Annotated in this window: 20 protein-coding genes; 12 read left to right on the top strand and 8 right to left on the bottom strand. The window is 63.4% G+C overall.

Annotated features, from left to right (window positions below):
* The 5 genes from G4G27_RS03520 to G4G27_RS03540 form a co-directional block, all read right to left on the bottom strand.
* Positions 1-903 (bottom strand): VOC family protein, encoded by a 903-nt coding sequence (locus G4G27_RS03520; RefSeq protein ID WP_183112072.1) that lies wholly within the window; start codon positions 901-903, stop codon positions 1-3.
* Positions 904-914: 11 nt separating this feature from the next.
* Complete coding sequence (locus tag G4G27_RS03525; protein ID WP_183112073.1) at positions 915-2,150, bottom strand: amidohydrolase family protein; 1,236 nt, start codon at positions 2,148-2,150, stop codon at positions 915-917.
* Positions 2,147-2,578 (bottom strand): heme-binding protein, encoded by a 432-nt coding sequence (locus G4G27_RS03530; protein ID WP_183112074.1) that lies wholly within the window; start codon positions 2,576-2,578, stop codon positions 2,147-2,149. Before G4G27_RS03530 ends, G4G27_RS03525 begins: the two co-directional genes overlap by 4 nt.
* Positions 2,578-3,693, bottom strand: coding sequence for an FAD-dependent oxidoreductase (locus G4G27_RS03535; RefSeq protein WP_183112075.1), 1,116 nt, complete (start codon positions 3,691-3,693; stop codon positions 2,578-2,580). Before G4G27_RS03535 ends, G4G27_RS03530 begins: the two co-directional genes overlap by 1 nt.
* A 101-nt stretch (positions 3,694-3,794) precedes the next feature.
* Positions 3,795-4,706 carry a LysR family transcriptional regulator gene (locus G4G27_RS03540; RefSeq protein WP_183112076.1) on the bottom strand — a complete coding sequence of 304 codons (912 nt, stop codon included), beginning with the start codon at positions 4,704-4,706 and terminating at the stop codon, positions 3,795-3,797.
* 127 nt (positions 4,707-4,833) lie between these two features.
* Between G4G27_RS03540 and G4G27_RS03545 the strand changes: the two genes are divergently transcribed.
* The 3 genes from G4G27_RS03545 to G4G27_RS03555 are packed head-to-tail and all read left to right on the top strand — an operon-like array spanning position 4,834 to position 8,568.
* Positions 4,834-7,128: a TonB-dependent receptor gene (locus G4G27_RS03545; RefSeq protein WP_244624538.1), complete on the top strand. Its 2,295-nt coding sequence runs from the start codon at positions 4,834-4,836 to the stop codon at positions 7,126-7,128.
* Positions 7,128-8,111: an MBL fold metallo-hydrolase gene (locus G4G27_RS03550; RefSeq protein ID WP_183112077.1), complete on the top strand. Its 984-nt coding sequence runs from the start codon at positions 7,128-7,130 to the stop codon at positions 8,109-8,111. The genes G4G27_RS03545 and G4G27_RS03550 overlap by 1 nt, the downstream gene beginning before the upstream one ends.
* 4 nt (positions 8,112-8,115) lie before the next feature.
* Positions 8,116-8,568 carry a hypothetical protein gene (locus tag G4G27_RS03555; protein ID WP_183112078.1) on the top strand — a complete coding sequence of 151 codons (453 nt, stop codon included), beginning with the start codon at positions 8,116-8,118 and terminating at the stop codon, positions 8,566-8,568.
* A gap of 52 nt (positions 8,569-8,620) precedes the next feature.
* Here the strand turns inward: G4G27_RS03555 and G4G27_RS03560 are convergent, their stop codons facing one another.
* The gene (locus tag G4G27_RS03560) at positions 8,621-9,283 is read right to left on the bottom strand and encodes a hypothetical protein (RefSeq protein WP_244624539.1); all 663 of its coding nucleotides are present in this window, start codon (positions 9,281-9,283) and stop codon (positions 8,621-8,623) included.
* A gap of 281 nt (positions 9,284-9,564) precedes the next feature.
* Between G4G27_RS03560 and G4G27_RS24115 the strand changes: the two genes are divergently transcribed.
* The gene (locus G4G27_RS24115) at positions 9,565-9,885 is read left to right on the top strand and encodes a hypothetical protein (protein WP_244624540.1); all 321 of its coding nucleotides are present in this window, start codon (positions 9,565-9,567) and stop codon (positions 9,883-9,885) included.
* Between the two features lie 244 nt (positions 9,886-10,129).
* Here G4G27_RS24115 and G4G27_RS03570 read toward each other — a convergent pair whose 3' ends face one another.
* Both G4G27_RS03570 and G4G27_RS03575 read right to left on the bottom strand, forming a co-directional pair.
* Positions 10,130-11,029, bottom strand: coding sequence for an MBL fold metallo-hydrolase (locus G4G27_RS03570; RefSeq protein ID WP_183112079.1), 900 nt, complete (start codon positions 11,027-11,029; stop codon positions 10,130-10,132).
* A 123-nt stretch (positions 11,030-11,152) separates the two neighbouring features.
* Positions 11,153-13,564: a TonB-dependent receptor gene (locus G4G27_RS03575; RefSeq protein WP_183112080.1), complete on the bottom strand. Its 2,412-nt coding sequence runs from the start codon at positions 13,562-13,564 to the stop codon at positions 11,153-11,155.
* A gap of 784 nt (positions 13,565-14,348) precedes the next feature.
* On the opposite strand from G4G27_RS03575, the gene G4G27_RS03580 reads away from it, so the two are divergent.
* Genes G4G27_RS03580 through atzF form a run of 8 tightly spaced genes read left to right on the top strand, consistent with a single transcriptional unit; the run spans position 14,349 to position 24,411 of the window.
* On the top strand, positions 14,349-15,431 hold the full coding sequence (locus G4G27_RS03580) for a putative urea ABC transporter substrate-binding protein (RefSeq protein WP_183112081.1): 1,083 nt from the start codon (positions 14,349-14,351) through the stop codon (positions 15,429-15,431).
* Between the two features lie 60 nt (positions 15,432-15,491).
* Positions 15,492-16,307: an ABC transporter permease gene (locus tag G4G27_RS03585; protein ID WP_183112082.1), complete on the top strand. Its 816-nt coding sequence runs from the start codon at positions 15,492-15,494 to the stop codon at positions 16,305-16,307.
* Positions 16,304-17,089, top strand: coding sequence for an ABC transporter ATP-binding protein (locus G4G27_RS03590; RefSeq protein ID WP_183112083.1), 786 nt, complete (start codon positions 16,304-16,306; stop codon positions 17,087-17,089). The genes G4G27_RS03585 and G4G27_RS03590 overlap by 4 nt, the downstream gene beginning before the upstream one ends.
* 9 nt (positions 17,090-17,098) lie before the next feature.
* Positions 17,099-17,578: a CopG family ribbon-helix-helix protein gene (locus G4G27_RS03595; protein ID WP_183112084.1), complete on the top strand. Its 480-nt coding sequence runs from the start codon at positions 17,099-17,101 to the stop codon at positions 17,576-17,578.
* A complete protein-coding gene (locus G4G27_RS03600) occupies positions 17,575-18,399 on the top strand; it encodes an urea amidolyase associated protein UAAP1 (protein WP_183112085.1) in 825 nt (274 codons plus the stop codon). Before G4G27_RS03595 ends, G4G27_RS03600 begins: the two co-directional genes overlap by 4 nt.
* A 17-nt stretch (positions 18,400-18,416) precedes the next feature.
* Positions 18,417-19,052, top strand: a complete 636-nt coding sequence (locus G4G27_RS03605) for an urea amidolyase associated protein UAAP2 (protein ID WP_183112086.1) — start codon at positions 18,417-18,419, stop codon at positions 19,050-19,052.
* Complete coding sequence (uca, locus tag G4G27_RS03610; protein ID WP_183112087.1) at positions 19,049-22,645, top strand: urea carboxylase; 3,597 nt, start codon at positions 19,049-19,051, stop codon at positions 22,643-22,645. The genes G4G27_RS03605 and uca overlap by 4 nt, the downstream gene beginning before the upstream one ends.
* Complete coding sequence (gene atzF, locus G4G27_RS03615) at positions 22,642-24,411, top strand: allophanate hydrolase (RefSeq protein ID WP_183112088.1); 1,770 nt, start codon at positions 22,642-22,644, stop codon at positions 24,409-24,411. The genes uca and atzF overlap by 4 nt, the downstream gene beginning before the upstream one ends.
* Positions 24,412-24,447: the final 36 nt, after the last annotated feature.

The raw sequence follows: 24,447 nt of genomic DNA on the forward strand, positions 1-24,447 counted from the left end.
TCAGGCCTCCGCCGCCTGAAACAGCCCGGCGTCGGGCGCCGGATGCGGCATGGTCTGAGGGCCGCCGATGCCGATGCCCCATTGGTCCATGACCAAGGGGGCGGGTGTGTGCACGGTCGGCTGCCAAGTCGCGTCATCGACCTCCTCGAGTTCGGAGGTATATTCGACCGCAAACCCGTTCGGCGTGACGAAGTAGCTGAAGGTGTTGTTGCCGGCGGTGTGGCGCCCCGGTCCCCAGGCGATGTCGACCTGCTTCTGCTTCAGATTGTGGATACCGCGCATCATGTCGTCGACGCCGAGCATGTCATACGCGACATGGTTCAGGCACGGCGGTCCGGGCAGGAAAGCGATGCGGTGATGCCATTCATTACAGCGCAGGAAACTCATGAAATCGCCGAGCCAGTCGCTCAGCTTGAAGCCGAGCACATCGATGAAGAATTGCGTCGCCGCTTTGTGGTCGGGCGAGTGGAAGACGATGTGGCTGATCTTCTGCGGCACCGCATCCCAGCGCTGCATTTCGCGCGACGGGCCACGCGCGACGTCGCTGGAAATTTCGAAGGTCAGGCCATCCGGGCTGAAGAAGCGGAAGCCATAGCCACCGCCGAAACCGTCAAGCTCCTTCGGTGCGAACACGATGCGGCAGCCGGCGGCGATCACCTTTTCATGCAGCGCATCGACATCGCCGCGTGTGTCGGCGGCTAACGCAACCAGATCGATGCGCTTGGTGTCGGAGGCGCGCAGCCGGACGACGAACAATTCGTCATGCCCCTCGGTCGCGAAATAGACCAGTCCGTCGCGCTCCTCGACCTGCTTCAGGCCCCATTTCCCGGCATAGAAAGCGCGCTCCGCCTCAAGGTCGGGCACGCCATAGCCGACATAGCGAATTTCGGTGACACGGCTCATCGTCTCTTCCTTCAATGCTGGGTTGCGGCCGGGCGCTTGTGGAAGCGGCCGCCCTTCATGATCGCGGCGAGGTTCGCCTTGTCTTGCAGGATCGTCACGTCGGCGGTCGGGTCGCCGGAGACGAGCAATATATCGGCGAGGCACCCGGCGCGGATCGCGCCCACCGGCAGGTCCATCAGCGCTGCGCCCTGACCGGTCGCGGCGGCCAGCGCTTCTGTCGGCGAGAAGCCGAACAGCCGCACGAAGAGGTCGAGGTCGCGCGCGTTGCGGCCGATCGGGTTGTAGGGGAAACCATAGTCGCCGCCGGGCAGCACGCGGATGCCGCGCTTGCGCATCTCGGGGATGACCTGCTGCATCAGCGCGAGGCCGGAGGTGGCGCCCATCCGCTCGGCCTCGACAGGGCCGATGCCGAAATCCTGCGCCTCGTGGCAGCGCGCATGGAGCAAGCCCGGGGCAGGGGCGACGAACAGCGTGTCGCGCTTGTCCTCGAGCATGTCGAGCGCCTCGTCATCGGCATAGGTGCAATGGAAGATCGCGCGAAAGCCGGCACGCACGGCGCGCTTGATCGCTTCCGAGGCCTGGGCGTGGCAGGCGAGCCAGATGCCGGCTTCGCGCGCCGCCGCGCCGATCGCCTGCGCTTCTTCCTCCGAATACATCAGCACCTGGCTGCCGCCGGGCGAGAAGCCCTCGTCGCTCGACATCAGGAATTTGATCGTGTCGCAGCCCAGCGCCTTCATTTCGGCGACGTAGCGGCGCAGACCCTCGATGCTGCGGTCGTGCGTCGGGTCGTGACCGGCGGGGACGCCCATCACACCTTCGACACCTTTTTCCAGTGCCGAGGCGCGCAACCGTGGACCCGGCAGATGGCCGGCGTCGATCATGTCGCGCAGCGCCGGTTCGAAGCGCTCGCCGAGCGAGCCGGCCGAATAGGCGCTGGTAAAGCCGTGATCGAGGGTAATCCGCGCATTTTGCGCGGTCACCAGGAGATGCTCCTCGGCCGGAAGCTTCATCGTGTTGACGATGCGCTCGACCGAGCTCGGCCAGGTCAGGTGCGCATGCGCCTCGACCATCCCCGGCATCAGGGTCGCGCCGTTGCCGTTGATCAGCTCTGCACCGTCGCGCGGCAGCCGCTCGTCTCCGCGCGCCACCGCGACGATTTGCTCGTCGCGCACCAGCACCTCGCCCGCGAAGCTGGCTGCACCGCTGCCGTCGAAGATCCGCACCTCGCTAAACAGGACCGCGCTCATGCGCCGGTGTCCGCGATCAGGCCGGCAGCGGCGATACCGGCGACCGCGCAGATTTCGTCATTGTCGGAGGTATCGCCGCTGACCCCGACCGCGCCGAGAAGCGAGCCAACAGCGTCGCGGATAAGAACGCCGCCCGCGACCGGCACGATGCCCTTCGGAAAGACGCCGCTCAGGGCGGAGAAGAAGGCGGGGACAGCCTGGGCGCGACGCGCAAGTTCGCGACCGCCCGAACCCATGCCGAGGCAGCCCGCCGCCTTGGCGGTGGCGATTTCCGGCCGCGAGATTGCGGCGCGTTCGTCGCGCAGCAACGCGAGCGGGTGGCTGCCGGCGTCCAGCACGACCACGCATAGCGGCGCGAAGCCGCGCGTCGCCCCCTCGGCTAGCGTCGCCTCAGCGATATCGCGGGCATGGTTGAGGGTGAGGGCCATCAGATCGGCCTTGCGGTCAACTCGAACATCTCGTGGGTCATTTTGCTCTGGTCGACTCGCGGGCCTTGTCCGGTTTGCCCAAAGCTGATCGCCTTTGATTTTTCGACAATGTATCGGCAGCGATCGATGCGGCGGGCACGGAACGCGGTGAACGCGCTCTCCGGGTCATCCTGCTGGAGCAGCTCATCTGCCAGCACGATACTGTCCTCGATCGCCATTCCTGCGCCCTGTCCGAGATGCGGCGTGGTGGCATGGACCGCATCGCCGAGAAGGACGACGCGGCCACGATGCCAGGGCCCTTCGAGCATGATCCATTCGAGCGGCTTGTAGACCACGGCATCGTCGTCATTAATCTGGTCGACGAGCGCGGCGATGCGCGGCGGCTGTCCCTCCAGCTTGCCACGCATCGCGGCCGCGAGGCCGGAGCGCGGGTAGCGGCGATTCTCGGGTTCGGGCGTGGTGACGTACATGTACATCAGCGTATCGGAAAGCGGCACCAGCCCTACGCCAATCGCGCCATCATAGGCGCATAGCGCGGTCACATCGGCGGGGCGCGGGAAATTGTAGCGCCAGACGCCCTGGCCGACAAAAGCCGGAGCGGGTGCGTCCGGGGCGACATGTTCGCGTATTTGCGAATAGAGCCCATCGGCACCGATAACGACGTCATAGCGATCCGTGGTTCCGTCGGAAAAGGCGACATCCAGGCCGCTACCGTCATCCTCGAGCCCGGTCACCGTCACGCCGAGGCGGATCGTCGCGCCGGCGGTGAGTGCACGATCGCCGAGCACCCGGTGCAGCGCACGGCGACCGATCCCGAGATTGGCGGGATAGCCGGGCACCAGCCTCGGCGAGGGGATGGTTGCTACTTGTTGTCCGGTGGGAATGTAGATTTCGACAGAGTCGAAACCAAAGCCGGCATCGATATAATCGTCGACCACGCCAAGGTCGCTCATCGCGCGAATGACGTTGGCTTGCTGGATGATACCCACGCCGTACACCGACCAGTCGGGGTCCTTTTCGACGATGGCTACGGTAAAGCCCGCGCGACGCAACGCGATTGCCGAGGTCAACCCACCGATGCCGCCGCCGACGACGAGGATTTTCAGGTCTTTCACGCATCCATCCCGTTTTCACGCCCAGCTGTTCCACTGGTTCAATCGCGCCATATTAAACGTGGCATTCTATCTGTAAAAATGAATGTTCTTATGCGTAACCATCAATCCTGTTTATGGTTGGTCAACCTTTTGGCTTGGTCGATAAACCAGCGAAGCCCGGCATCCTCGCTACGTGTCCGATTATATTGCAACATCTCGCGCATGACCGGGAAAGGGAAGGGCATCTCGACGAAGCGGATCGGGAGGCGTTCAGCATAAGCCTTGGCGAGCCGCTCGTGCATCACCGCAAGACGGTGTGTGTTGACGAGCATCTCGGGCGCGACAGCAAAGGAGGAAACCAGGACCTCAATGCGGCGCTCCTTCGCTTGCTCACGCAGGAATTTCTCGGCGAAGGATGTCGGACGCAACCGGCCGATTTCCACCGCGACGTGCCCGGATGCGAGAAAGTCCTGCTCGCTCAGTGGAGCTTGCACCAGCGGATTGCCGGACCAGCCGGCGACGACATGGCGTTCCTCGAACAGTAACTCGGACGGATGCTCGGCCGAGGCATGCTCCGCCGGCGTGATGACCAGATCGAGTTCCCCCTGATCGAGCATCGTCCCCATAGCGTCCGAGGGCTGGATCAGCTCGAGCGTGATGCCCGGTGCGATGCGTTCGAATTCGGGGACGAGACGCGTGAACAGCACGATGGCGAGATAGTCCGACGTGCCGACACGAAAGCGGCGCTGCGACGTGGCGGGATCGAACTGCGTCGATAGCGAAACCATGCGCTCGATATCGGTGAGCAACACGCGCAACGCACCGCGGAGCCGAAGCGCGTGCGGCGTCGGGATCATCTTCTTGCCATGGGCGGCAAGGATCGGGTCGTTGAAATAATCGCGTAGCCTTCGCAGCGCCGCGCTCATCGCCGGCTGGCTGAGATGGAGCCGTTCGGCCGAGCGCGACACGCTGCGCTCTTCAATGAGGACGTCGAGTGCGACGAGCAGATTGAGGTCGAGTCCCTGGAAACGCATTTGGCCGTACTATTCAGCGCGTGATTGATATTCAATCAAAACAAATGATTTTTCTTATGGATCTGTGCGGATCAGAAACGATGCCGATGCGCGACCTCGCACTACGAGGCGCCAAGGGGAGGTAGCCATGAAATTCACTCGCATGCTCGGACTGTCGGTTGCTTCGGGGGCGTTGATCGCCGCGACGCCAGCGCTAGCACAAGACGCGCCGGTCGCGCCGGCCGAAGATACCGAGGTCGCCGAGCAAGGTCTTCCCGATATCATCGTCACTGCACAACGCCGTGAAGAGAGTCTGCAAAAGGCAGCGATCGCGGTCAGCGCTGTTGCCGGCGACACGCTTTTGAAGAACAGCATCAGCCAGGCCACGGACCTGACGCGCCTGGTGCCTTCACTTCAGATCGCGCCGGCATCGTCTCTCACGCAGATCTATTTGCGCGGCGTTGGCACCTTTGGCTCGAACGCTTTTGCCGAGCAGGGCGTCGCGTTCAACCTCGATGGCGTATATCTTTCGCGCCCCGCAGCACCAGCCGGTCTGTTCTACGATCTTGAGCGGATCGAGGTGCTGAAGGGACCGCAGGGAACTCTCTATGGTCGCAACGCGACGGGAGGCGCGCTCAACGTGATCACCGCCAAGCCGAAGCTGGGCGAGTTCGGTGGAAACCTCAACGCGGAATATGGCAATTACAACGCGATCAAGGCGTCCGGGGCCATCAACGTGCCGATCGGCGAGCATGTCGCGTTCCGCCTCGCTGGCCAATATGCCAAGCATGACGGCTATTACAGCGACGGTTATGACGACGAGGATACCCAGGCGGTGCGCGGCCAGCTCCGCGGCGAGACCGGCACCGGCCTCGATGCGACGCTGTCGATCGATTATGCGCATGTCGGCGGCAAGGGATCAGGCGGCACGATCATGCCGTTGCTCGACGGCAAGAACCGGCTCGGGCCCAGCGATCCGCGCGTCATCGCAGAATATCTCGCGCGATCGCCGACCGCGCCCGTGCCGCAGATCAGCGCGCGCGGGGATGGCTATCAGGACAACCGCTTCTTCGGCGCCGCAATGACGATCAACGCCGATCTCGGTTTCGCCAAGCTGACCGTCATTCCGGCCTATCGCAAGACCGATCTCGACTTTGTTAGCTATGCCTCGAGCTTCTTGATCGACGTCACCGAGAATTCCGATCAGATGTCGCTAGAGACGCGGCTGTCGAACAAGTCCGGTCCGATCAGTTGGGTGCTCGGGGGCTATTATTTTACTGAGCACATCCTGGCCGACCAGTTCTTCAACCAGGCGAGCAATGGCACGCGAATCAAATCGCGGTTGGGCACCGACAGCAATGCCTTTTTCGGCCAGGCGACGTGGTCGCTGACGGATACGTTCCGGGTGACCGGCGGCGTGCGCTACACCAGCGAGAGCAAAACGCAGGCGACCGAGGCGCACACGCTGCCATTCGTCGGCTTCGTCCCGGGTGTATTCCCGCTGGTGCCGATCATCCTCGATATCCCGTCGTTCCCGAAAACCGACGTCACCTTCAGCAAGGTGACCTGGAAGGGCGGGGTAGAGTTCGATATCGGACCGCGCTCGCTGCTCTATGCTTCTGTTTCGACTGGCTTCAAGTCGGGCGCGCTGTTCTCGGCCGAAGGGATGAATTATTCGCGGCCCGAGACACTGCGTGCCTATACCATCGGTTCCAAGAACCGTTTCTTCGACAACAAGCTGCAATTCAATGTCGAGGCGTTCTACTGGGACTATAAGGACCAGCAGATTACCCATCTCGGCGCGGTCCAGGTCGCGACGACGCCGGGCGGGCCGATCTTTGGACCGGTCTTCGCGACCGAAAATGCCGGTGCGGCGACGATCTACGGTGCAGAGGCGGAACTCCAGTTCCAGCCCACCCAAAACGACCTGTTCACCGCCAATGTGCAATATCTCCATGCCCGATACGATTCGCTGCAATATCAATACTATTCGACCAGCGGTGCCGCGCCGGTGGTCGGTTGTGCGACAGCACTTACAACTCAGGTGGGTGCCAGCCCGGCGGCCCGGATCTACAATGTGAACTGTTCGGGCCGGCCGGTGGTCAATGCGCCGACCTGGTCGATCAACGCTGGCTATCAGCACATCTTTTCACTGGGTGATTCGGGGCGTTTGATCGCCGGGGCCGATACCAGGATCGAATCATCGCGCTATCTGTCGATCGACTATCTCGCGCTCGGTCAGCAGGGTTCGTACATGATGTCCAACGCGCGGCTGAGCTATGAGACCGCCAATGGCCGTTATTCGCTGACCGGCTTCATCAACAATATCGAAAACCGGCTGGTTTTTTCCAATTCGCTGCAAAGCCCGGCCAAGGCCGGCACGATATATAACCAGCTGCGTCCGCCGCGCACCTATGGCGTGCGCGCAAGCGTGAAGTTTTGATGCGCCGTGTCATCGCGGCGTGGTTGGCGGCGCTCGCGCTGCTTACCGCGCCGGCGATGGCGAAGGACCTCGCGCCGGGTCGAGCAGTGTTCGTCACGCTTGGTACCGGCGGCGGGCCACTGACCCGCGTCAAGCGGTCGGAGCCCGCCAATGCCCTGGTCGTCAACGGTGCGGTCTATCTGTTCGATGCCGGCGACGGCGCGCAGCGCCAACTCGCCGCGGCGAGCCTGTCGGTGCATGCGGTCCGCGCGGTGTTCGTGTCGCATCATCATATCGATCACAATGGCGGGCTGGCGCCGCTGCTCGTCACGCGCTGGCTGCTCAACGAGCGCGCGCCGTTGCCGGTGATCGGACCGCCGGGGATGACGGCGATGGTCGACGGCATAGCCGTTGCCTATCGTGCGACCGAGCTCGCCCCGATCGCCATCGGTGGTCCGTCGATGCCGGCGATCCGCACGACACTGGCGCCGGAGGAACTGGCCGCGACGATCGATGCGCCGGCCCTGGTCTATCAGGACGCCAATATCCGTGTGTTGGCGATCACCAACGACCATTATCATTTTTCACCCGGCAGCGCCGCAGCGGTGGCCGCGCGTTCCTACGCCTTTCGCATCGAGACGGCCGGGCGCACGATCGTCTATACCGGCGATAGTGGCCCGTCGGCGCATCTTCAGACGCTGGCCGCCGGTTGCGATTTGCTGGTCAGCGAGGTGATCGACATGCACGCGATGGAGGCCGTGCTGGCGCGGGCGAACGATATTCCGCCCGCCGCCCGTGCGCCCATGATGGCGCATATGGCCCAGGACCATCTCACACCCGAAAACGTTGCAAGACTTGCTGCGGCGGCAGACGCGAAGCGCGTTGTGCTGACCCATCTGTCGCCGGGCATGGACGACGAGACTTCGACGGCAGGTTACACCTCGGGAATGGCCGCGATCTTTCACGGACCGGTGTCGGTCGCGAACGACCTCGATCGGTTCTGACCATATGACGCCGCCGCAACGCCGCTATATCACGATCGAGACGCTGATCAGCGTCGCTATCAACACTGTGATAAGCATCGCGTTTGCCTGGCTGGCGCTCGGCGGCTCGTCATCCGTTGCGGTGCGCGCGGTGATCCTGGACGCGGCTCCACAGAGCTTCATGATAACATTGATGAGTGTGATCGTTCCCGGCCTTTTGACGCGGCGGCGGTTGGCAACGGGGCAGATCGCGCCGATCTCCGGGCCTGCGGCAAGCTGGCCGTTGGCCGCGCGCGCAATTGGAGCGGCGCTGCTTGCCGCGGCTATGGGCGTCGCGCTGCATGTGGTCCTGCTTGGCGTGACCGCGGTTGAGGTATTGCCATTCTGGTGCGTGCTTGCTCTCAAGGCTGGATATGGCGCGAGTCTTGCTGCTGTGGTGACGCCGATCATGCTTCGCTACGCGTTGCGGAGCGGTTAGCGATCGCTCTGCTGCCGAGTTTGAGGATTCCCACGTCCGTCCGGACGATCGGTCAGATCGAGATACGCTCCGCGACCGCCCTGGCGACGAGGTCGCGTTGTGCGCTGTCGAGTTGCCATTGCGTGCCGAACATGCCGCGCGGCCCGAACAATGTCATCACGATGCGCTCCGGACTCGCGCCGCGCCACGCGTCGGCGAGCGCTTCCGCCAGCGGGTCGTTCACCTCTCCGCGATCGCCCTTGACGAACGCGATCCAGGCCGCGAGCGCGGTCAGTGTGGCCGGCGCTTCGCGCCCCTGCGCGCGATTGGCGACAATCGCTTCGAGCCATCGCGGGCCAATCTTCTGTGAGCCATCAGCCGCGATCTGAATCAGGCGATGTGGAAGCGCTGCATTGGCGAAGCGGGCAAGCAGCGCGTCGACATAACGATCGACATCCTGTCCCGCCGTGATGGCGAGGCTCGCCGCCGCCTCACCGCGCATGAGCTGCTCGATCAGAGGGCGGATTGCTGGATCGGCGACGGCTTGGTGGACAAACTGATGGCCCTTCGCCAAGCCAAGATAGGCGAGCGCCGAATGGGCACCGTTGAGAATACGCAGCTTCGCGGTTTCGAACGGGCGCACGTCAGCGACGATCTGGGCGCCGCCAACCTCCCATCGCGGTCGCTCACCCGCAAAGCTATCCTCGATCACCCATTGGCTGAAGGTTTCAGTCATGACCGCGCCTCGTCGCGCAGTCCGAGATGACCGGCGACGCGATTCAGGTCAGCCATCGTTGCCGCGAGCACGATACGGTCGACCATTGTCGCCGGGCAGGCCCAATTGGCCTCAAGCCACGTGCGATGACGCGGTCGACTTTGGACCACCGGATCCGGCGTGAGCCATGAGCGCTTGCAGGACGCGAATGATCAGGTCGGCAACATCGCCGACGCGCACGAACGACAGCTGCGAGGCTGACCGATTGGGCGCAAAGCCCTGTCATCCTGCGCCACGGTGGCATGATCGTTGTCCTTTTTGGGGAGTCCGGCAGCCGCCCCGCCGCTTGCGTCGCCGCCGGGATGGCCTTTTTTGAGCGGCTGGGCGATCCGGGATTCGACGGCATGGTGATTTTCAGCGATAGGACCGCGATGACGACCATCGAGACCTATCGGGCGAATGCCGCAGCGCAGCGCGCGGCCGCCGAAAAAACCAACCTGCCCAACCGCCGCGACATGCATCAGCGCTCCGCAATCACGTGGGAGACTATGGCGCGCGCCGCCGAGGAGACACAGGGCAGGGCCCAGGTGAACCTTGCGGCAAAGGCAAGCGCCGCAGCCTGACTCTGTACAGGCATCCGTCGGGACGGATGCACCAAGCGCCAGGCGGTGCGCAGCCCTGCCGCGCACAACACGCTCTGCAGGTCGGGGACCGGCTTGCCGACCCCTAGAAGACGACGATGCTGCGGATGCTCTCCCTCGACTGTTCCATAGCCACGATGCGGCGCAGACATCACCAATCGTCGCCCCCCTGCGCCCGCACAATTCCCGTTTTACGCAGCTTGCGGATAATATCTTCCTGGCGTCGTCACTCGGCCCGCGGCGCTACCGGGTAGATAATGAAACGATCATGGATCTGGGGCTGCTCCGGGACATCGAGCGCTGCCTTCAAGCCGGTTTGCAGTTCGCCGATGCTCTCGACCGGCAATTCGAGACGATGCTCGTCGGGGTGCGTCGTCGCTTCGTGTGGATAATCGCGCCCGGGCGTACGCATCATCTCGATATGCGCGCCGAGTATCGCACTAATCGGATGCGTGTCGGCAAAGGCCGCCAGGCGATCGATGCTGGCGCGTTCGTCCGACATGAAATTGACCGGCACGTACAGGCGGCCGGGATAGAGGACGTCGCCGGACAGCAGGATCTTCAATCTGGGATCATAGATCATGATCGAGGCTGCCTGGTGTCCCGGCGTCGGCACAATGTTGAGAACGCGGCCGCCAAGGTCGAACCGGGCGCTCTCGTTCGGCCAGTTGCCGATGCCGAAGAACCCCGCCACGTCCGCCGACTTGAGCCCCATGACTATGGTATCGGGGCGATCGCGAAACGCGGCATCGCCCGCGATATGATCGCCATGGCTGTGACTGTGCGCGACCACGAGCGGGATAGTGGTGCGATGATGCGCAGCTAGCCACTCCTTCACGAGGCGGTCGACAACCGGTCTGATCCGGCCGCCTGCAGCGCCGGTGTCGACCAACAGCACCTTATCGCGCCCGAAGATCAGATAGAGGAATGGCGCCTCGAAATTGGTCTTGATCGATTGCCGGATGACGAACGTGTCGCGATCGAGCGACTGGACCTGTGCATCCGGCTCGTTTGGCTGTGTACCGTCGATCCAGGTTTTCTGGAACAGTTCGGGAAGCGGAATGCTGTGGGCGCTGACGGCCGAAGCGAACAGCGAGCCGACTGACAGGCAGGTTTTTACTGTCATGCCAAGTTGGTGAAATGCCAAGCCGGATGCCATCCTGTTGGAGACCTTTCACGATACGCGTTTGCCGACGATTTTACGCTGGAGGGCCTGCCCGTGGCGAGCCCTCCAGCCTGATGACCCGCGTCAGTAGTGGAAGCGGAAGTCGATACCCACCCGCCGCGGCGTCAGCACGCCATAGGCATAATAGCGCTCGACGACGTCAGTCCGGACCTGATTGAACGAGCTGCGGTCGTTCTCGACCGCGATGACGGCATATTTGTCGAAGATGTTGTCCGCGAAGAGGCTGATATCGACCTGTTTCGAATGATAGGTGATCGATGCGCGGTGCGTGGTATAGTCGGGGATGATCTCGCCATTGCCGGCAAGGCCGATGCGCGAATAGATGTCCCCCGTGTAGGTTGCGGTCCAGTTGAACTCCAGGTCACGACCGTCGGCCAGCGGCTGGGTATAGGTGATGCCGGCGCTGCCCGCGTGTTTCGTCGATCCGGGCAGGCGACCACCGTTCGGGGCGTCATATTGAACGCCCTGGCTGACGATCACGCCCGGCGCGGTCTCGGTCAAGTGCGCGTCGGTATAGGAATAGGTCCCTTGCACCAGGATCCGCGGCGTGACCTTGAACTGGCCGGTGAATTCCACGCCCTGCGATACGGCCTTGCCGCCATTCACTGTAATGCCCGTGGCGCCGTTCACCGTCTGGCTCGCGACCTGGATGTCGTTCCAGTCGACGTGGAAACCGTCCAGGCTGAACTGAAGGCGCTTGTCGAACAGCGAGGCGCGGACACCGATTTCCATGTTGCGGGTCTTGTCCGGGCCATAGGCCAGCTCGCCGGGAAGCGCGCAGACGTTCTGACCCGGCGGCAACGGCAGGATACAAGGTGCGACGCGGTTCACATTGCCGGTGCGATAGCCGGTGCTGTAGGTGAAATAGGCCAGAAGGTCGCTGCTGAACTTGTAGGACGTGTTTGCCTTCCAGACGACGCCGTCATCACCGGTGCTGCCCGACTTGACCCGACTCGGGGCGAACTGGATCAGCGGATAGGGCGTACGGATGAGACCGCCACCGAACAGCGGCGTGTCGGTGCCTCCGATCGCGAACGCATCATATTTGAAATAACGGATGCCGCCGGTCACCTGCCACGCATCGGTGATATGGAAGGTGCCCTCGCCATAGACCGCTTTCTCCTTGGTGCGTGTATTGACGAAGGAGATATATTCGAGGTCGTCCGGTCGGTTGACCCCGGCGAAGTTGGCGAAGCCGGGTGTGTGTTCCAGATAGTTATTATAGTATCTCAAATTGTTGTAGAAGCCACCGATCACCCAGCTGAACGGGCCGCCATGCGATGAAACCAGGCGAACCTCTTGGTTGAACTGGCGATAATATGCGGTCGAGTCGTTGTAGGACGAGAAAGCGGGGAAAGCCTCATAGCCATAATCGAGATCGAGCAGCAGGTCGGTATTGTCGCGGTGCTGGGTGATCTTCTGGTTCGTATAGGCCGTCGTGCTGACGAGCTGCGCGAAATCGAACAGGTTGACGTTGAGCTCGGCCGCATAGAGATCGGCCTTGCGGTTAGTGGGCTCGAGATATCGCCACGGACCCTCGTATTCGCCGGTGCCCAGTACCCCGGCGCCATTGGCCTGACGACCGCCCGTCTTGGTCTGCTGATGCGCATAGGTCAGGTAGAGCTTGATGTCCGGATTAGCTTCCAGAAGGAGCTGGTTGCGCGTCGTAAACGTCTGTTCGAAGTTCACGTCCTTCTTGCGTGTGAAGTTGGCGGCCTGATCCGCAGCCGTGCCGAACGAGCCCAGCGCAGCGGTCGCGCCACGCACGGGTTGCGGGTCGGATATGCCCGGTTGCTGCAGCAGATAATTGTAATCGATGAAGCCAGGGCTGTCGAAATAGCCGGTTGCGGTGCGGAACGCGATATGATCTGTCACGATCGGCACGTTGACCGCCATGTCGCCGTTGAAGCCGAAGCTCCCGCTATGCGACATGCCGAACAGGCGACCATGCGCGTCGACGGACGCGCCGTCGGTATTCGGACGGTTGGGCATGTAGCGCACCGCACCCGCGAGCGTGCCGAGCCCGTAAAGCGTGCCCTGCGGACCTTGCAGCACTTCGACGCGGGCGATGTCGATCAACTTGAAATCGTAATAAAGCGGGACTTCGCCGAGATATACACCCACCGCGCTCTCGCGCTGCGAGCCAGTGACGCTCGTGTCGCTGGAGTTGAGGCCGCGCATGATGACCGTGCCGGTCGACGCCGGCCCCGTGTCCACCACCGTCATGCCCGGCGTGAAGGCGGCCAACGACTTGATATCATCAATGCGCTGTTTGGAGAGCTGCTCCGCGCTGACCGCGCTGATATTGATTGGCGCGTCCTGCAACGTGGTCTGACGGCGCGAGGCCGTCACGATGATATCATTGGGATCGCCCCCGGCGCTGCTGTCTGCAGGCGCCTCCTGCGCGAACGCCGATGTGGTCCCGACGCCCATCAGCATGGTCGCACAAAGCAATGTGTTACGAATCAATGTCATAGTCACTTCGACCCCTTGCTATTGAGCCCGTCGAAAAGTGACATCCTCCCCCATTGACGCTCTGGCTAAGCCGGCGCCCTTTCGGTCGATTTGTGTCCTGTCGTCTTCAGTATTCCATGATCCATACCGCTGCGTGCGACGGGCCTGACGAGGCTCCAAGCCTCCAAAAAAGGGTCGTACATGCCTGAAAGGTCGCATGACGAACCCAACCGGCCTGCGAGCCGGACATCGCTGACGATCAGCGGTCGGTTGCCGAGAAGAGCAGCATTGTAGACCAGCTTCCGATCCACGAGACCCCCATCTTCAGCCGGTGATGACCGGCGTTGTCGAACCCTTCCTTTTCCGCTCGTTCACGGAGCACCGATCAAAAGGTATGGATATTACAGAATTCGTCAAGCGTAATAATTTTGCAGTTGCTCAGTATGAAGTGGAATTACGCTGCAGCGCACAAAATCGTCGTTTTTCAAATGGCATGAACGCGTCGTCGTCGGCGGTGCCGACCACAAACCGCTCCCGAAATCCCATCGAATCGCTGTCACGTCCTCCGATTTCCGAATCGTCACAACCGAGTCGCGGGAACGGTGCTCATTCGCGAAAATCGCAGAATGTGGCCCTCTCGAGCATGGCGTCAGTATGTCGTGCCCGTCTGAATTGATGAGCCCATATCGATTCCCGCGACGGACTGCCTCACGCCGGGGGTATTACCTACATAACGATCGGTAATATTTTTAATGGACAAACCTATCGATTGCAGAGATGCTGCAATGCGAAAGGGGATCGAATCATGATCAAGGGGTTTGGCAGGGCGAGCGCAATGGCGCTGATGGCCGGAGCGCTTCTGGTCGCATCGTGTTCCCAGGCGCCTGGCGATAAATCGGCGCCGCGCAACGAGTTCAATATCGGGTGGTCGATCTACGCCGGCTGGATGCCGTGGCCCTATGCCCAGCAGGCCGGTATCGTGAAGAAGTGGGAAGACAAGTACGGGATCAAGATCCACATCGTTCAGGTCAACGACTATGTGGAATCGGTGAACCAGTACACCGCCGGCAAGTTCGACGGCGTGACCGTCGCCAATATGGATGCCCTCACGATCCCGGCCGCAGGCGGCAAGGACACCAGCGCCATCATCGTCGGGGATTATTCAAACGGGAACGACGGCATCCTGCTCAAGGGCGCGGACCAGTTCAGCGCGATCAAGGGTAAGCAAGTCTATCTGGTCGAGCTGTCGGTCTCCCATTACCTGCTGGCGCGCGGACTGGAATCGGTCGGCATGAAGGCCACGGACGTCAAGACCGTGAACACGTCCGATGCCGACATCGTCGGCGCGTTCGGCAGCCCGGACGTCAAGGCTGCTGTCGCATGGAACCCGCAGCTTTCGGTGATGAAGGCGGAACCGGGCGTGAAGCAGGTCTTCAGTTCCGCCGACATTCCCGGCGAAATCCTCGACCTGCTGGTCGTCGATACCGCCACCCTCAAGGCCAATCCGAACCTCGGCAAGGCGCTCGCCGGGATCTGGTATGAGACGACGGCCCTGATGAATCGTAAGGACGCGAAGGGCAAGGAAGCCCGCGCAGCCATGGCGAAGCTGGCCGGCACGAGTCCCCAGGCGTTCGACAGCCAGCTCGCGACGACCTACCTCTATTCCGATCCCAAGGCGGCCGTGGCGGCGACATCGGCGCCGTCGCTCATGGCGACCATGACGCTGGTGCGTGATTTCAGCTTTTCAAAGGGGCTGTTCAAAGGGGCGTCGTCTGCCGGCGCAGTCGGCATGGCTTTCCCAGGCGGAAAGACCCTTGGCGATCCCAAGCGCGTGACGCTGCGATTCGACGAGAGCTTCATGAAGTTGGCGGCCGACGGCAAGCTCTGATCGCGGTCTTGCTAGGCTTTATCGTCCCTTGCTCGGCCTTATCGAAGGTGATGTGACGACATGCGTTGGGTGAATCGTCAAGTTCGCCGGAGCGACCGTATCCTGTTCGGTTCGCTGCCGATCCTGCTTCTGCTGCTGCTGTATCTCTTCATGGCGGCGCAGCGCCACGCCGCGAATCCGGTAGACAAGATCCTCCCGTTGCCCAGCGGCATGGCCCGGGCCATGTCCGCGCTTCTTTTTCAGCCGGACCAGCTTTCCGGCCAGCTGCTCTTTTGGGCCGATACGCTGGCCAGCCTCCAGCGGCTGGGCATCGGGCTCGGGATTGCGACCTTGGCGGCGCTCGTTATCGGACTCGTGCTGGGCGTTCTGCCGCCGGTACGCGCCACGCTGGGGCCGCTGGTGACGGCTATTGCCGTGATCCCGCCGATCGCCCTTCTTCCGATCCTTTTCATCGCCCTGGGACTGGGTGAAACGGCAAAGATCGCCCTGATCGTCATAGGAATTGCGCCCGTCATGGTGCGCGACATCGCCGCCCATGTCGGCGCCTTGCCGAGAGAGCAGATCGTCAAGGCCCAGACTTTAGGTGCAAGCAGCTGGCAGATCATGATCCGCGTCGCGCTGCCGCAGGCCATGCCGCGCCTTCTCCACGCGATGCGTCTGTCGCTCGGTCCGGCATGGGTGTTCCTCATATCCGCGGAGGCGATCGCATCCGATGTGGGCCTGGGCTACCGGATATTTCTCGTTCGGCGCTACCTCGCCATGGACGTCATCATCCCCTATGTCGTCTGGATCGCCGTCCTGGCGATCCTGGTGGACGTGGCGCTCGTCTTTCTGAGCGAGCGCTTGTTTCCCTGGGCGCATGGAGCGAGCCATTGAGCGCGCTCCTCGGCCTTCGCAACATCTGGGTCGAATATGGCGACAAGATCGTCCTCGAGCGGGTGGACCTCGACGTCGAGGCCGGTTCCTTCGTTTCGATCATCGGGCCGTCGGGCGCGGGCAAGAGCAGCCTTTTGCGCATCATTCTCGGCCAGGAAATACCGACCCGCGGAACCATTCTCCTCGACGGGACCCCGCTCACGCCGGAGTGTGGCCCGGACCGGGGCGTCGTTTTCCAACGCTACCCGGTGTTTCCTCACCTGTCGGTATTGCGCAACACGGTTTTCGGGCTCGAATGCGCAAAGGCGCCGCTTTCGGCCCGACTCTTCGGCGCGGCGCGGCGCGCGGCCATGGACGAAGCGGTCGAGATGCTGAACGCGGTCGGTCTGGGCGACAGCCTCCACCTCTATCCCGCGCAGATGTCCGGCGGCATGCAGCAGCGGCTGGCCATCGCCCAGGCGCTGATCAAGCGTCCGCGCATCCTCCTGCTCGACGAGCCGTTCGGCGCGCTGGACCCCGGTATCCGCACGGACATGCACGAACTCATCACCCGGCTTTGGCGCGATTATTCGCTGACAATCATCATGGTGACCCATGATATCCGCGAGGCCTTCGGGCTCGGAACGCGGGTGGTCGCGTTGGACAAGCGACGTCACGACCCGCACGCGCCGCACCGGTTTGGTGCGACGGCCGTCTATGACCTTCCGCTCCGAAACAAGGTCGACCGCACGACCGATGAAGAGCCCGGCATTCCGACAAACGAAACACTATCAATTAGTTGAGGACTGGACATGAGTACCGAACCCGCCGGCCTGGCCAGGCTCAGCATGAGCCTTCCCGGGGATCTGTTTCGCCAGCTGGATATGATGGTGGAGGAGCGTGGACTGCCGTCGCGCTCCCAGCTCATGGCAGAGTTGATCCGTCAGGCCCTTGCCCAGCATGAGGCATTCACTCGGCCCGACGACTTGCTCGCTGGCACAATCACGATGGTCTATCGCGGCGATCGCGGCCGTGTGCGGCATCAGTTGGCCCAAACGCAGGCCCGTTACCTCAAGGAGGTCATCTCCTCCCAGCACGTGTTTCTGGAGGATGACCAGTCGCTCGAGGTTCTGCTGGTGCAGGGCCCGGCCGTGAGGCTGAAGGAATTATGCGACGCGCTCCGGCGCGTCCGCGGCGTGCAGCAACTCGAACTCGTCGCGACCACCGCCCTCCTGCCGCCTCTGCATGAGCAGGACGCCGAGAGCGGCAAGGCAGAAGGAGCGGCCGCATGACCGATATCCTCGCGAATCCGCTGGCTGCGCGCGATCATGCCCGGGGCATGGCGGGCAGGGTCGTGGAAGCGATGCCGGTGCTGCCGCCGATTGCCGACGACCTGCCGGACGGCGTGCCTGCGGACGCATTGCTGTGGGAAGAAACGATCGCGGCGGGCGGTTATGCCACGCGGCGCCTCGCACGCGGCGCTCGCTTGCGACTGATCGACCTCAAGGGCGACGCCTGCGCTTCGCTGCTCATCTTCAACGCCGAGATACCGATCGAACGGCTCAACGTCGCGGACACGGTGAAGGTGCAATGGAACGCTTATCTCGGCCAAGGCAAACTGCTGTTGTCGGACATGGGGCGCGTCCTCATGAGCATCCTGGAAGACGATGCGGGCACCCATGACAGCTTTTGCGGGACCTCCAACGCCGCGACCAACGCTGCCAAATATGGAAACGGCAGCAATAGCGGCCCTTGTCCCAGCGGGCGCGACCGGTTCCTCCTCGGCGTGGCCAAGCATGGGCTTCAGCGCCGGGACATTCATCCCTGCGTGACGCTGTTCAAGGGCGCGAGGATCGAAGCCGACGGGGCGATCGTGCCGCAGATCGGGCCGTTTGCGCCGGGCCGGGCTGTGGTGCTGCGCGCGGAAATGGACGTGATCGTCGTGATTGCGAACTGCCCGCATCTTCTCGATCCGCGCAGTGAGTGGACGGTAACACCGCTGCGCGCGACCGCCTGGCGCGGTCCCGTCACGCCGACCGACGATCCCATCCGCCACGCGACGCCGGAGGGCTTGCGCGCCTTCGAGAACGTCGAAGACTATTTCCGTCGCTAGCTAAGGAACAGGCCCGAATGAGCGTTGATCCCCACCTGTCCGGCCTTTCCGGCACCGTCGTCCACGACGTGGTCGTGCCCGCGCGGGCGCCTTGGCTGTATCATGTCGCGGCCGGCCAGACCCTCCGAATCATTGATCTGGAGGGCAACCAGGCCGTCGATTTTCTTCTCTACGCCGCCGACGATGATGCGGAACGCTACAGCGCGCAGGACACGGTTGCAGCGCAAGGCAATCTGTTCCTTCGCGAGGGGACGGTGCTGCGATCGAATGAAGGCCGGCCGATGATGACCATCGCCGCCACTTCGGTCGACTATCACGACACGATCGGCGGCGCATGCTCGTGTGAATCCAACACGCTGCGTTATGGTCATCACACCAAGGCCGAGCATGCCTGTGTGGAAAACTTCCTCGAAGCGAACCTCTCCGAAGGGAGAGGCAAGCGCGACATAGTCTCCAACATCAATTTCTTCATGAACGTGCCGGTCGAAGAGGACGGCTCACTCGGGATCGTCGACGGGATATCCGCGCCCGGGCTGACCGTGGACCTGCGCGCGGAGATGGATGTCATCGTCGTCGTCTCCAACTGCCCGCAGATCAATAATCCCTGCAACGGGTTCAACCCAACGCCCGTGCGCATGATCGTGACCGCATGACCTTCCATACCGTTCTGATCGCCAACCGGGGTGCGATCGCTACCCGCATCATCCGCACGCTGCGGCGCATGGGCCTGCGCTCGGTCGCGGTATATTCCGAAGCGGATGAGGGCTCGCTCCACGTTTCTCAGGCGGACGAGGCTGTTTGCATCGGCAGCGCGCGGGCATCGGAGAGCTATCTCAATATCGCCGCGATCTTGGAAGCGGCACGCAGGACGGGCGCCGGCGCGATCCATCCGGGATATGGCTTCCTCGCGGAGAATGTGGACTTCGCGGAGGCCTGCGCTGCCGCCGGCATCGTGTTCATCGGCCCCACACCGGACAATATTCGTACCTTCGGCCTGAAGCACAGCGCACGCGCGCTCGCCGCCGCCCATGACGTTCCGCTAGCGCCTGGCACGGACCTGCTCACGGATGAAGCCGAAGCGGTGCTGGCCGCGCAGGATATCGGTTTCCCGGTGATCCTGAAGGCGACCGCGGGTGGCGGCGGCATCGGCATGCGTATCTGTGAGGACCAGGAGGCCGTCCGCGAAGGATTCGCCGCCGTGGCCCGCCAAGGCCTGGGCAATTTCGGCGATGCGGGCGTCTTCCTTGAGCGGTATGTCAGGCGAGCCCGGCACATCGAGGTGCAGATATTCGGCGATGGCAAGGGCCGGATCATGCCGCTGGGCGAACGCGATTGTTCGCTTCAGCGCCGCAACCAGAAAGTCGTTGAGGAGGCGCCGGCACCGTTGCTGCCCGATACTGTGCGCCATGACCTCATCGCGGCCGCCGTCCGGCTTGGCGAGGCGGCGCAATACCGGTCGGCGGGTACGGTCGAGTTCCTCTACGACGCCGGGCGTGAAGAGTTCTTCTTCCTGGAGATGAACACCCGCCTCCAGGTCGAGCACGGTGTCACCGAGGAAGTGATGGGCATCGACCTCGTCGAATGGATGATCCGCGGTGGGGCCGAGGATTTCGCCTTCCTCGATGCCGAGCCGCCCAGGCCGCAGGGACATTCCGTCCAGGTCCGCCTTTATGCGGAAGATCCGGCGCTCGACTATCGCCCCACGTCCGGCACGCTGACCGCCGTCGAATTTCCCGCCGACATCCGGGTCGAGACATGGTGCATGGCGGGCAGCACGGTCAGCGCCTGGTACGACCCGATGCTGGCAAAGTTGATCGTACACGCGCCGACCCGCGCGGAAGCGGTTCTAGCCGCGCAGGCGGCCGTCGGGCAAAGCCGCGTGGACGGCATGGAGACGAACCTGCGATGGCTCCGCGACGTGGTGCGATCGCCGGCATTCGTCAGTGGCGAGGTTTCGACCCGCGTCCTTGACGATATCGCCTACAGCCCGCGCAGCATCCGAGTGATCACCGGCGGCACGGCGACCACCGTGCAGGATTGGCCGGGCCGACAAAGGCTTTGGGCGGTTGGGGTCCCGCCATCCGGGCCGATGGACGACCAGTCCTTTCGTCTCGGCAACCGGTTGCTCGGAAACCCTGAAGGAACGGCGGGCCTGGAGGTCACCTTCACAGGCCCGACACTGTCCTTTATCGCGCCTGCGCGCATCTGCATGACGGGGGCGGACTTCGGCGCGACGCTGGATGGCGTTCCGCTTCCGCGCGGCGCGGCGATCGATGTCGGTGCGGGGCAGACGCTGGTCCTTGGCCGCGCCTCGGGCGGCGGCATGCGGGGCTATTTGCTCGTCGCGGGCGGGTTCGACATCGCGCCTTATCTCGGCAGCCGCAGCACGTTCGAGCTAGGCCAGTTCGGCGGCCATGCCGCCCGCCGGCTGTTGGCTGGCGACACGCTGCATCTGGCTGGCGAAGCGACCGAGGAGCCTCTCCCTTCGGTGAAACTCCCCGATCTGTCGACTGACTGGACCATAAGAGTCCTTTATGGCCCGCACGGCGCCCCCGACTTCTTCACGGACGAGGATATCGACGTGATCGTGGCTGCCGAGTGGCAGGTCCATTACAACAGCAATCGTACCGGCGTCCGCCTTGTCGGACCCAAGCCGCGATGGGCCCGCGCGGATGGCGGCGAGGCGGGCCTGCACCCCTCCAACATCCACGATAATCCCTATGCGATCGGCGCCGTCGACTTCACCGGCGACATGCCGATCATCCTCGGCCCGGACGGCCCATCTCTCGGCGGTTTCGTCTGCCCCTTCGTGGTCATTGCCGCCGATCGCTGGAAGATCGGCCAGCTGGTCCCCGGCGACAAGATCCGTTTCGAACCGGTCAACATCGGCGATGCGACCATGGCGGACACCTTGCAGCGCAAGCTGATCGCAACGGGTATGATGCCCGGGTTGGGTTCCGCCCGGCCCCTGGACACACTTTCCCCCATTCTTGCCGAGATCGCCGAACGGCCGCGCAGCCCGCGAACCGTCTATCGCCAGCAGGGCGACCGGAACATTCTCGTCGAATATGGGCCGATCGTGCTGGACATCGAGCTCCGCATTCGGGTGCACGCTCTGATGACGGAGCTGGAGCGGCTCGCGTTGCCCGGCATCGTCGATATCGTGCCAGGCATCCGCTCGCTGCAGGTCCATTTCGATGGTGCGGTGATGAACCAGCGTGCCGCGCTGGCCGCGCTGATCGCCGCCGAGGAGCGGCTAGGGGACCTTGAGGACTTCACCATCCCCTCTCGCATCGTCCATCTTCCGCTGAGCTGGCGCGATCCGGCGACGATCGAGACGATCGAGAAATACATGGGCGCGGTCCGGGCCGACGCGCCTTGGTGCCCGGACAACATCGAATTCATCCGGCGGATCAATGGCCTGCCCGACGTCGCTGCGGTCGAGAACCTGATCTTTGAGGCGAACTACCTCGTGCTGGGCCTTGGCGATGTCTATCTCGGTGCGCCCGTAGCAACGCCGGTCGATCCGCGGCACCGACTCGTCACGACCAAATATAATCCCGCCCGTACCTGGACGCCGCCCAACGTCGTAGGCATCGGCGGTGCCTATATGTGCATCTATGGCATGGAAGGTCCGGGCGGCTATCAGCTCTTCGGCCGAACCATTCAGGTCTGGAACACCCATCGCCAGACCGACGCCTTTATCGAAGGAAAACCGTGGCTGCTGCGGTTCTTCGATCAAATCCGCTTCTATCCCGTGAGTGCGGATGAACTCACCGACTGGCGCCGCGACTTTCCAACCGGCCGGCGCTCGATCCGAATCGAGGAATCGGAATTCCGTCTCACCGATTACCGCGCCTTCCTCGCGCAGAATGCGGAGCCGATTGCAACTTTCGAAGCGCAGCGACAGGTCGCGTTCGAGGAGGAGCGCAGCGAGTGGCAGCGGCGTGGCGAGTTCGACCGGATCACCGACCTGACTGAGGCCGAGGCGCCTCAGGCCGGTCTCGTCGATATCCCCGATGGCGCCGACCTGGTCGAGGCGCCTTTCGGCGGGAGCGTCTGGAAGCTGCTCGTTGCGGTCGGAGACGAAGTGAAGGCCGGCGATACGATCGCCGTTCTCGAAGCGATGAAGATGGAATGCGCTGTCGGCAGTCCCACGGCGGGAACGGTCGCGGCGCTTTACGTCCGGGAGACCCAGTCGCTCCAACCCGGCGCGCCGATGGTGGCGCTTACGAGGCATATATGACCATGGTGGATCGTCGCGGCGCGGTCGCGATCGCGGCCGCCGTCAACGCGGGGCGGACGAGCGCTGTCGCGGTGGCCGAGGAGACGATGGCGCGCATCGTCTCCTATGATGCCGTGCAGCCGCAGATCTGGATCAGCCGGGCGACACCGGAAGAACTCATCGTGGCGGCCCGCGCCGTCGATGCGCGCGTGGCGGCCGGAGACGTCCTGCCACTGGCCGGCGTCCCGTTCGCGGTGAAGGACAATATCGATGTCGCGGGGTTCGAGACCACGGCTGCCTGCCCAGCGTTCGCCTATCATCCCAATGTCTCCGCCACGGTCGTAGAGCGGTTGCTGACGGCCGGCGCCCTGTGCGTCGGCAAGACCAATCTCGATCAGTTCGCCACTGGCCTGAACGGCACGCGCAGCCCCTATGGTAGTCCTCGCAACGCCTATAATCTCGCTTATGTCAGCGGCGGATCGAGCGCGGGCTCGTCGGTCGCAGTGGCGGCCGGGCTGGTGCCTTTCGCGCTTGGGACCGATACTGCCGGTTCGGGCCGCGTTCCTGCGGCCTTTCAGCATCTGATCGGCTTCAAGCCGAGCAAGGGTCGCTGGAGCACGCGCGGCCTGGTGCCGGCATGCCGCACGCTCGACTGCATCACTGTTTTTACCGACGATACAGCGGACGCCCGCCTCGTCGATCAGGTGATAGCGGCCTTCGATCCGGCCGACCCCTATTCCAAGGCGCTGGCGAACCGACCGCTCGGGCGCAAGACCGTCGGCGTCCCGCGCCGTGACCAGCGTGTCTGGTTCGGCGATGCCGAATCCGAATATCTCTACGACAGCGCATTGGAGAAGCTCGCGGGCCTGGCGGACGTCGTCGAGATCGACATGGCGCCGCTCAAAGAGACCGCGCAGCTCCTGTATAGCGGCCCCTGGGTGGCCGAACGGACCGCCGCCATGGCGGGCATTCTGGCCGACAATCCCGAGGCCGTCGATGCGACTGTCCGCGCCGTGGTCGAGCCGGGTGCGGCGATGAGCGCCGTCGATCTGTTCAACGGCATCTATCGCCTGGCCGAGCTCAAGCGCAATGCCGACACGCTCTGGAGAGAAATCGACATGCTGGCGTTCCCGACGACCGGCACGACCTACCGCGTCGCGGAGCTTCTGGCGGCGCCAGTCGCGCTCAACAGCAATCTTGGCCTCTACACCAATTTCGTGAACCTGCTGGACATGGCCGCCGTCGCCGTACCGGCCGGGATCCGCACCAATGCCACCGGCTTTGGCATCACGCTGATCGGCCCGGCGGACAGCGACGTCGCGTTGCTGGACGCGGCGGATGCGTACATCTCCGCAGCGGATCTTTCGTCACCACCACCACTCGACCTGGAGGGTAAAATGCAGACCGTGAAACTCGCCGTTGTCGGCGCTCATCTGAAGGATATGCCGCTTCATTGGCAACTTACCTCCCGGGAGGCCAAGTTCGTCGGCGCTTTCGACACCGCGCCGACCTACCGGCTCTACGCCATGGCGGACAGCGTGCCGCCCAAGCCCGCGCTGGTGCATAGCGAGGATGGCGGGGCGATCGCAGTCGAGGTCTATGAGCTGGGCGTAGCCGAATTCGGCAGCTTCGTCGCCGAGGTGCCGGCACCGCTCGCGATCGGCACGGTGACGCTGGCCGATGGCAGTAGCGTGAAGGGCTTCGTCGCCGAGCCGCGCGCGCTGACCAATGCCGAGGACATCACCAGCCTCGGCGCGTGGCGCACCTACATCGCGCAGCGCGGTTGACGGTGCACCGAAGGCCGCCACCAGAGGCGAAAGGGG

This window comes from Sphingomonas sp. So64.6b (assembly GCF_014171475.1).
Classification (GTDB): domain Bacteria; phylum Pseudomonadota; class Alphaproteobacteria; order Sphingomonadales; family Sphingomonadaceae; genus Sphingomonas; species Sphingomonas alpina_A.